Here is an 8,013-nt window from a genome sequence, read left to right as displayed (position 1 = left end):
CCCCCCCCGCCGGTGGCGCAGCGCCGGGCAGTGCGCCCGCAGGGGCCGCGCCGGACGCTTCGGCTCCGGCAGGCGCGCCGATGGCCGCGGTCGACGTGGCAGCGATCGTCGACAAGGCGGTGGCCGCGCACAAGGGCGAGAAGCTGGAATGGCGTACCTCGATCGTCGACCTGATGAAGGCGCTCGACATCGATTCCAGCCTCGCTGCGCGCAAGGATCTCGCCAAGGAGCTCGGCTACAGCGGCGACATGAATGACTCTGCCAGCATGAACGTCTGGCTGCACAAGCAGGTGATGTCCAAGCTCGCCGCCAATGGCGGCAAGCTGCCGCCGGAGATCAAGCACTGACTGCAAGCACTGATCGACCGCCGGTCGTGTCGCAAGGGCCCGCAGTCGCGCGGGCCCTTTTGCTTTCAGGCGACCAGATCCGCGTCCTCCGGATGCCTGTCGAGATAGTCGACGACGAAGCCGCAGCCGGCAATCACCTTGCGGCCGTCGCGCCGGATCAAATCCAGCGCGCCCTTGATCAGCTCGGAGGCGATGCCGCGGCCGCGCAGCGCGCGGGGCGTCTCGGTGTGGGTGATGATGACCGCCGTCGGGGTCAGCCGGTAATTGGCGAAGGCGACCTCGTTGCCAACATCGAATTCGAAGCGGCTCCTGTCCTTGTTGTCCCGTACCGATGCCACCATGCAAGATCCTTCCGCCGTGCGTCTGACGCGTTGATCTAGGAGCCCGTCCCCGTCCTTGGCAAGGCGCGGCCATGGGAGCTTGCCGCACGGCAGATATCTGCAAACGCGCGTGCCTGTAGCTGCAGCGCAGTACGAGAAGCCATCCTTGGTGAACACCACGCCGGCTCCAATAATTACCGGCGACACCCTTGCAAGTTCCACGGCGGCTCCCACGTCCTCTCAAGGACATACGCCCGAATGCGGCCGGCAGGGTCGCTAGACATTCGGAGTGTCATGATTGCCAGCCGCAGACGTATGCCTCTTTGCAGGAGGTTACGATGTCGGACTTTGGTTTCTTGAATACTCATCGAACATGGGAAGACTGGTGCGGGATGCTGCTCGGCGCGCTCATCGTGGCTTCGCCGTGGTTTCCCATCCAGGATCCGGCGATTGCCGGGCACCCGACGGCGATCCTGAATACGGTCGCAATCGGCCTGGTCGTATTTGGCATCAGCCAGCTCGAATATGTCGCCTTGCAGCGCTGGCAAGAGGTGACGACGATCCTCGTCGGACTGTGGCTCATCGCCTCGCCTTACGCCCTCGGCTATTCCGCTGACGGCTTTCTCCGCATCTACCACACGAGCCTCGGCGCGGCGGTGGTGCTGCTGGGCATCCTTCAGCTGTGGCAGGACTGGGATCTGAACGATCAGGACATGCTCAAGCACGGACGATAGGCCGTAGATGTCGGCAGGCCCGCTGGCTTCGGGCGGCGGGCCTGTGCTCTCACCTCGCCACGAGGTCGGAATAGTCCGGATGCTTTTCGATCCATGCCTTCACGAACGGGCATTGCGGGATCAGCTTCAATCCGGCGGCGCGGACCTGGTCGAGAGCGCCTTGCACCAGCTTCGAGCCGACGCCCTTGCCGCCGAGCTCCTTCGGCACGTCCGTATGCTCGAATGTGATGACGTTGCCATCGAGCTTGTAATGCTCGGTCGCAAGATTGCCATCCACTGCGAGCTCGTAGCGGCAGTGGTCCTTGTTGTTGATGACGTTGCTCATGTTGTCGCCCCTCCAGCTGCCAGCCTCGCGCACCAAGTCATAACGCACGGTCGCGCCGGCCGGTTAGATGTTGAGGTCGTTCGGTTCAATCGGCCGCTTTGGCGAGCCTGGAATCTTCGGGCTGCTGCGGCGGGCGCAGGCATCCCTGGCAGATGACCAGGGAGCGGTTGACCCTGGCATCCTGCTCGGCCTCGCTGGCATCCTGCGCCTGCCACCATTCCTTCGACTGAGGCTGAAGTCCGGCCTGCGATGTGTTGCGCTCGGATCGCGCCGCGGTCCGTGCTGGTTGTGCGGCTGCCCGCGGCCGATTGGGATCCTCGCCGGCGCCATCCCAGGCGTAACGCGCAGGCTTGAAGGCGGGATCGGAGGCCAGATGCGCCTGTGGCGCCACGGCACATCCGGCGAGCGCCAGCGACAACAGGAGGAAGGCGGGCGCTTTGACCATGACGCGGCACTCTTTACGCGAGAACTGAGCGAGGGTGCGCCGATCATGTTTAAAATTCCCTGAACGATTGCGGCCGCGCCGGCGACAAACGCGCATGCGCTATTTGATGCTTCTGCTCGCTCTGTTCGTCTCCGCCGCGCGCGCGGAGGATGCAAAGCCGTTCAATCCCTCCGACTATCCGCCCGGCGTGCAGAAGGCACTGCGCTACGCCAACGAGGAATGCACCAGCCAGGACGGTGGCGAGGTGACCTTCGCGCCCGATACGGTGCGTAAGATCGACCTGACCGGTGACGGCCGCGACGACTACATCGTCGATTTCCAGGACACCAAATGCGGCGATCGCGAGACGACCTATTGCGGAACTGGCGGCTGCGTCATCAACATCCTGGTGGCGCTGCCGGACGGCAACGTTCGCCCGGTGTTTGACGGCTATGTCCTCCGCTACAAGATCATGGCCCCGCCGATGAAGCGCGGCGCTGCGCGCACCGTCCGCTTCGATCTTCATGGCAGCTTCTGCGGCGGCTTTGGCCCGCAGACCTGCGTCAAGCAGAAGGCGATCACGGCGACGCCGTTTGCGTTCAAGCAGCCGTAGGGGAGCCGTGCATCCGGCGGCCTTGCAGGGGCGCGGGCGATGGCGATAAATGGGCTGCAATGAGCCGGCGGCCAGCGCGCCGTCCGCCCTCGAAGAGGAATCACCATGCAGCCCCTGCGCATGTCCCGCCGCGTCATGAATCTCGCTCACATGCTGACCCAGAATGCGCGGCGGCATGGCGCGCGTCCCGGTTTCGTCTGGGGTGACAAGTCCTGGAGCTGGCGGCAGATCGATGCGCAGGTCTCGGCGCTGGCGGCGGCGCTCGCCGCGCGTGGCATTGCCAAGGGCGACCGTATCCTGGTCCATTCCAAGAATGGCGCCGAGATGTTCTTCTCGATGTTCGCCGCGTTCCGGCTCGGGGCGGTCTGGGTGCCCACCAATTTCCGCCTGATGCCGGATGAGGTCACCTATCTCGCAGAGGCCTCCGGCGCCAAGGCGTTTCTGTGCCATGTCGATTTTCCCGAGCATGCGGCGGCCGTGAAAGGCGGCGCGCTCGAGTTCACCTGGAGCGTCGACGGCAAGGGCGCGTTCGGCGAGCGCTCGGTTGCTGAGGCCATTGCCTCGCAGGCGGGCGCCAATGTCGCGAATGTCGCTGTCGAACACGACGATCCCTGCTGGTTCTTCTTCACCTCGGGCACCACCGGCCGCTCCAAGGCCGCGGTGCTGACCCACGGCCAGATGGGCTTTGTGATCACCAACCATCTCGCCGATCTGACGCCCGGCGTCACCGAGAACGACGCCTCGCTGGTGGTGGCGCCGCTGTCGCATGGCGCCGGCGTGCATCAACTGGTGCAGACCGCGCGCGGCGTCTGCACTGTCTTGTTGCCGACCGAAAAATTCGACATCAACGAGGCGTTCCGCCTGATCGAGATCCATCGGGTCGCTAATCTCTTCACGGTGCCGACGATCCTGAAGATGATGGTCGAGCACCCCGCCGTCGACAAATACGATCATTCCTCGCTGCGTCACGTGATCTATGCGGGGGCACCGATGTATCGCGAGGATCAGAAAACCGCGCTGAAGAAGCTCGGCAAGGTCATCGTGCAGTATTTTGGCCTCGGCGAGGTCACCGGCAACATCACCGTGCTGCCGGCAGCGCTGCACGATCCCGAGGACGGCCCGCACGCGAAGATCGGCACCTGCGGCTTCGAGCGCACCGGCATGCAGGTCTCGATCCAAGACGACGAGGGCCGCGAGCTCGCGGCCAACCAGAGCGGCGAGATCTGCGTGATCGGGCCGGCGGTGCTCGCAGGCTATTACGACAATCCCGAAGCCAATGCGAAGGCGTTCCGCAACGGCTGGTTCCGCACCGGCGACCTCGGCCACATGGATGAAGAGGGGTTCGTCTACATCACGGGCCGCGCCTCCGACATGTACATCTCCGGCGGCTCCAACATCTATCCGCGCGAGATCGAGGAGAAGATCTTGACGCATCCCGCGGTCGGCGAGGTCGCCGTGCTCGGCGTACCCGATGCGACCTGGGGCGAGGTCGGCGTCGCCGTCTGCGTGGCGCGTGCCGGCGAGAAGGCAGTGAGCGAAGCCGAAATGGCGGCGTTCCTCTCGCCGAAGGTGCCGCGCTACAAGATGCCGAAGCGGTTCTTCTTCTGGGAGGCGCTGCCGAAATCCGGCTATGGCAAGGTCCCCAAGCGCATGGTGCGCGACGAGCTCGAGGCGCGCGGGCTGCTCGATCTCGACAAGACGAAGACAGGCTGAGCGCAGGTGATGCGGAGTATCACGCAGCCGGGCGCGCCCATCGCGGAACGCATTCAATGGGTGGAGGCGAGGGGGCGCGCCTTCTCGTTCACGCTTCCGGCAGGTCTGCCGCTGCTGGAAGCCGCGTGGCGTGGCTTTGCGGCGGAGGGATTTGCCTGCGGCGTGCTCAACTTCCAACACGGCGCGCTCGGGCCGTTCGCCTATGTCATGCCGGCGCTGTCGAAGACCGGCGAGAACGCGGCGTTCTATAGCGACACGTACCGGCCCGGCGGCGTGACGCGCACGAAGCTCGGCAGCATGACGCTCGGCATGCGCGACGGCGTGCCGTTCTTTCACTGCCACGGGCTGTGGACGGAGGCGGACGGCAAGGCGAGCGGTGGCCACATGCTGCCGGACGAGACGGTTGTCGCCGAACCGTTCGAGGTCGAGGCCTTCGGCCTTGATGGCGCGATGTTCGCCGCCGAGTCCGATCCCGAGACCAATTTCAAGCTGTTCGGGCCGGTGGCGGCTGCGAGCAGCGGCGCGCGCACCACGGCCAGCGCCTTCGCGCTGCGGCTGCGCCCCAATCAGGATTTTGCTGGCTCCCTCGAAGACTTCTGCCGCACGCATGGCATCGCGCGCGCGAAGATCCATGGTGGCGTCGGCTCGACCATCGGCGCGCGCTTCAGCCATGGCGGCGTGACCGAGCCGTTTGCGACCGAGCTTGCGGTGACGGCCGGTCTGATCGCGCCCGGGCACTCCGGTGCGATCGAAGCGGCGCTCGACGTCGCGCTGGTCGACTACACCGGCGGCTTGGCGGAGGGGCGGCTGGTCCGCGGCGACAATCCCGTGCTGATGACGATGGAGCTGGTGCTGGAGGCGCTGGACTAGGTTGCGACCGGGGCTCGCGCCGGGAGCCCCTGCCACTTGCGCGGCATCATTGTTCCCGTTACGTTCCGGTTTGAGATCGCCGGTGGCGGAACGGACGGAGAGACGACCATGAGCCGGCGAGGTCATCGCACGATCAACCTGCCGGCACCGTATCTGAAGCGGGTCTGGCTCGACCCGTCGAAAGTTCACGATCGCGAGGCCTATCCGTTTTGCCTGCCCATCTTCCCGGATGATTTCGAGCTCAATTTCGACGCTGCCATCACGATTATCGTTGGAGAGAACGGCACCGGGAAGTCGACGATCCTCGAGGGCATCGCATCACTCGCCGGCTACGACGATGCCGGCGGCGGCAAGGGCTATATGCCGGTCGACCATTCCGAGGCGCGCGAGAAGATGGGCGGCCAGCTCGGCAAGGCGCTTCGCGCGAGCTGGCTGCCGAAGATCAGCAATGGCTGGTTTTTTCGTGCCGAGAGCTTTTTCTCGGTCGCGCGGTATCTGGACAAGGCCGCGCGTGATGCCGGCCAGGCCGGTCCCGATTTCCTGTCGCACTCCCACGGCGAAGGCTTCCTGCGCTTCTTCGAGGAGCGTTGTCAGCGCCAGGGCATCTTCATCTTCGACGAGCCGGAATCGGCGTTGTCGCCGGCGCGCCAGATCGAGTTTTTGAAGCTGCTGCGACGCATGGAGGATTCCCGGATCTGCCAGGTCATCATGGCGACCCATTCGCCGATGCTGATGGCTTACCCGAATGCGCGGCTGCTGCGGCTGGCGAAATATGGGCTGGAGCCGGTGACGGTCGAGGAGACGGATCATTACCGGTTGATGCGGGAGTTTTGTGCTGACCCGCGCGGGTTTGTGGAGGCGACGCTGGAGGAATAGCTGAACGTGTCTGACGGCTGTTCTCTCCGCTGTCGTTGCGAGGAGCCCTTGCGACGAAGCAATCCAGGATCTTTCCGCGGCGGCAGTCTGGATTGCTTCGCTGCGCTCGCAATGACGGTAGGTGGAGTAGCGGCATTTTCCGCTCTGGTGTCCCGGACAAGCTGCAACGCGCATAGCGCGTCGAAGACGCGCGTAAACGCGCTTATGGCGTTGCGGCGCAGAGCCGGGACCCAGGAGCCTCACATATCGCTGTTGCATGGGCCCCGGCTCTGCAGCGCACCGCCGAAGGGGCGCTGCGCTGCGTCCGGGGCACGAGAGTTGTATCCATCTCGCATTCCTATCCAGATCTCGCGCGGTTTTGCGTTCTCGCGGCCTGTTCGGCCCGAGCTTTGTGATCCTTTCCGCCCTCAAAAGTGCCGAGGGCGCAGGGAAGGCCGGGTGCCGGCTGGCACCCGCGGTCCACTGTGCGAAAGCGTGTGCTTAAAAAGCTGCACAGCGGCATACAGGTGTAGCCAAACATCCGGCCTTCCCTGCGCAGTGGGTTTACGGCTTATGTCGTGCTCTCCCCGGGGAGCGATGCACTATTGCCCCCGTCGCCTTGCGGATGGCTGATGCGCGCACCCGGTCGGGCCGCGACATCACCGCAACACTTGGCGCACAGACCCCGGGCGCCAGGACCACACGATTTTGCCGTACGCAGGCTGCACCGGTCGTGTGCGCGTTAGTCCTTGCTCACGGTGTGACCCGCCCTGCAAACCACCTTCGCGCCGACGCCGCCTGCGTCCACCACGTCCCATCCCGCGTGTCGTGACGATCGCGTTGCGCCCCTCGGCCGGGTTGGGATGATCGTCTATACGATAATCCGAAGTTCTGATAAAGAGAAACATTTCGATTTGGTGGCGTTGACCCTCCCGTGGGTGTTTTGCCCGCCGGGTCGCGCAAGGGCTTGTGGGTCGCGCCGGGCTCCGCCGCAACGGCGCCACGAACCGGTCTCCCCTCGGCCCCAAAATGCGCTAGGATGACCGCAGCGCGCATTCCAAGTCGCGCACGATCAACTGGACGTAAGAGGAAACGAGATGAGGGTGACGATTGGACGGCGCACGGCTGTGGCTGGCGCGCTGGCTGTGTGTGGGGCGGCAGGCTTGACGGCAGCCTTCGGGCCGTTTTTTTCACCGGCGGCCTGGGCGCATGGGCCGACCCGGCAGAAGGTGCGGGAAACCATCGAGATCAACGCGCCGCAGGACAAGGTCTGGGCTGCGATCCGCAACTTCCAGGACATGGGCTGGCTTCCGCCTGTCACCAAGACCACCGGCGAGAAGGGCAACGAGATCGGCGCGACGCGCCAACTGACGCTGACGGGCGGGGCGACTGTCGATGAGGAGCTCTACAAATACGAGCCCGACATGATGAGCTATTCGTACCGGATCACCAAGGTCGACGTGAAGGTGCTGCCGGTGACCAATTATTCCTCGACGTTGACGGTGTCGCCGGCTTCCGACGGCAAGTCCAAGCTGGAATGGGCCGGGGCATTCTACCGCGGCTTTCCCAACAACGATCCGCCGCCGGAGCTGAGCGACGAGGCCGCGGTGAAGGCGGTGAGCGGGCTCTACAAGGCCGGCCTCGAAGCCCTGAAGAAGAAGATCGAGAGCGGTAGCTGATCGTGCGGATGCTGGTTCTGGCGGCGCTCGCCGCCAGCCTTTGTCATGCCAGCCTCGGCAGCGCCGCTGCCGAGGAGGCGTTCGTCACCAACCAGCTCAGCGACGATCTGATGGTCGTGGATCTCGCCGCCGC

At 64.9% G+C, this 8,013-nt stretch carries 10 protein-coding genes and 1 pseudogene; 8 read left to right on the top strand and 3 right to left on the bottom strand.

Annotated elements, in window-relative coordinates; genetic code table 11:
* Positions 1–347: DUF3597 domain-containing protein (locus IC66_RS0122715; protein WP_038949144.1), on the top strand; the 347-nt coding region annotated here is incomplete at its 5' end.
* 65 nt (positions 348–412) lie between these two features.
* Here the strand turns inward: IC66_RS0122715 and IC66_RS0122710 are convergent.
* Positions 413–688, bottom strand: coding sequence for a GNAT family N-acetyltransferase (locus tag IC66_RS0122710; RefSeq protein ID WP_028144491.1), 276 nt, complete (start codon positions 686–688; stop codon positions 413–415).
* Positions 689–1,005: 317 nt separating this feature from the next.
* On the opposite strand from IC66_RS0122710, the gene IC66_RS0122705 reads away from it, so the two are divergent.
* Positions 1,006–1,401: an SPW repeat protein gene (locus tag IC66_RS0122705; protein ID WP_028144492.1), complete on the top strand. Its 396-nt coding sequence runs from the start codon at positions 1,006–1,008 to the stop codon at positions 1,399–1,401.
* A gap of 49 nt (positions 1,402–1,450) precedes the next feature.
* Here the strand turns inward: IC66_RS0122705 and IC66_RS0122700 are convergent, their stop codons facing one another.
* The gene (locus tag IC66_RS0122700; RefSeq protein ID WP_028144493.1) at positions 1,451–1,726 is read right to left on the bottom strand and encodes a GNAT family N-acetyltransferase; all 276 of its coding nucleotides are present in this window, start codon (positions 1,724–1,726) and stop codon (positions 1,451–1,453) included.
* An 85-nt stretch (positions 1,727–1,811) separates the two neighbouring features.
* Positions 1,812–2,171, bottom strand: coding sequence for a hypothetical protein (locus IC66_RS0122695; RefSeq protein WP_028144494.1), 360 nt, complete (start codon positions 2,169–2,171; stop codon positions 1,812–1,814).
* Positions 2,172–2,265: 94 nt separating this feature from the next.
* On the opposite strand from IC66_RS0122695, the gene IC66_RS0122690 reads away from it, so the two are divergent.
* The 6 genes and pseudogenes from IC66_RS0122690 to IC66_RS48400 all read left to right on the top strand — a co-directional run.
* Positions 2,266–2,763, top strand: coding sequence for a hypothetical protein (locus IC66_RS0122690; protein ID WP_028144495.1), 498 nt, complete (start codon positions 2,266–2,268; stop codon positions 2,761–2,763).
* A gap of 105 nt (positions 2,764–2,868) precedes the next feature.
* Positions 2,869–4,476, top strand: a complete 1,608-nt coding sequence (locus tag IC66_RS0122685; protein WP_038949143.1) for an acyl-CoA synthetase — start codon at positions 2,869–2,871, stop codon at positions 4,474–4,476.
* Between the two features lie 9 nt (positions 4,477–4,485).
* Positions 4,486–5,346: a PCC domain-containing protein gene (locus IC66_RS0122680; RefSeq protein ID WP_038949142.1), complete on the top strand. Its 861-nt coding sequence runs from the start codon at positions 4,486–4,488 to the stop codon at positions 5,344–5,346.
* A gap of 108 nt (positions 5,347–5,454) precedes the next feature.
* Positions 5,455–6,222 (top strand): AAA family ATPase, encoded by a 768-nt coding sequence (locus IC66_RS0122675; protein WP_028144498.1) that lies wholly within the window; start codon positions 5,455–5,457, stop codon positions 6,220–6,222.
* 1,076 nt (positions 6,223–7,298) lie between these two features.
* A complete protein-coding gene (locus IC66_RS0122670; protein WP_038949141.1) occupies positions 7,299–7,880 on the top strand; it encodes an SRPBCC family protein in 582 nt (193 codons plus the stop codon).
* Between the two features lie 2 nt (positions 7,881–7,882).
* Positions 7,883–8,013, top strand: a pseudogene (locus IC66_RS48400) (YncE family protein); the annotation flags it as partial.

This window comes from Bradyrhizobium genomosp. III, from assembly GCF_000261705.1.
GTDB classification, from domain to species: Bacteria; Pseudomonadota; Alphaproteobacteria; order Rhizobiales; family Xanthobacteraceae; genus Bradyrhizobium; species Bradyrhizobium ottawaense.
The sequence above is the reverse complement of the archived record's forward strand: the minus strand, read 5'-3'. Positions and strand labels throughout refer to the sequence as shown.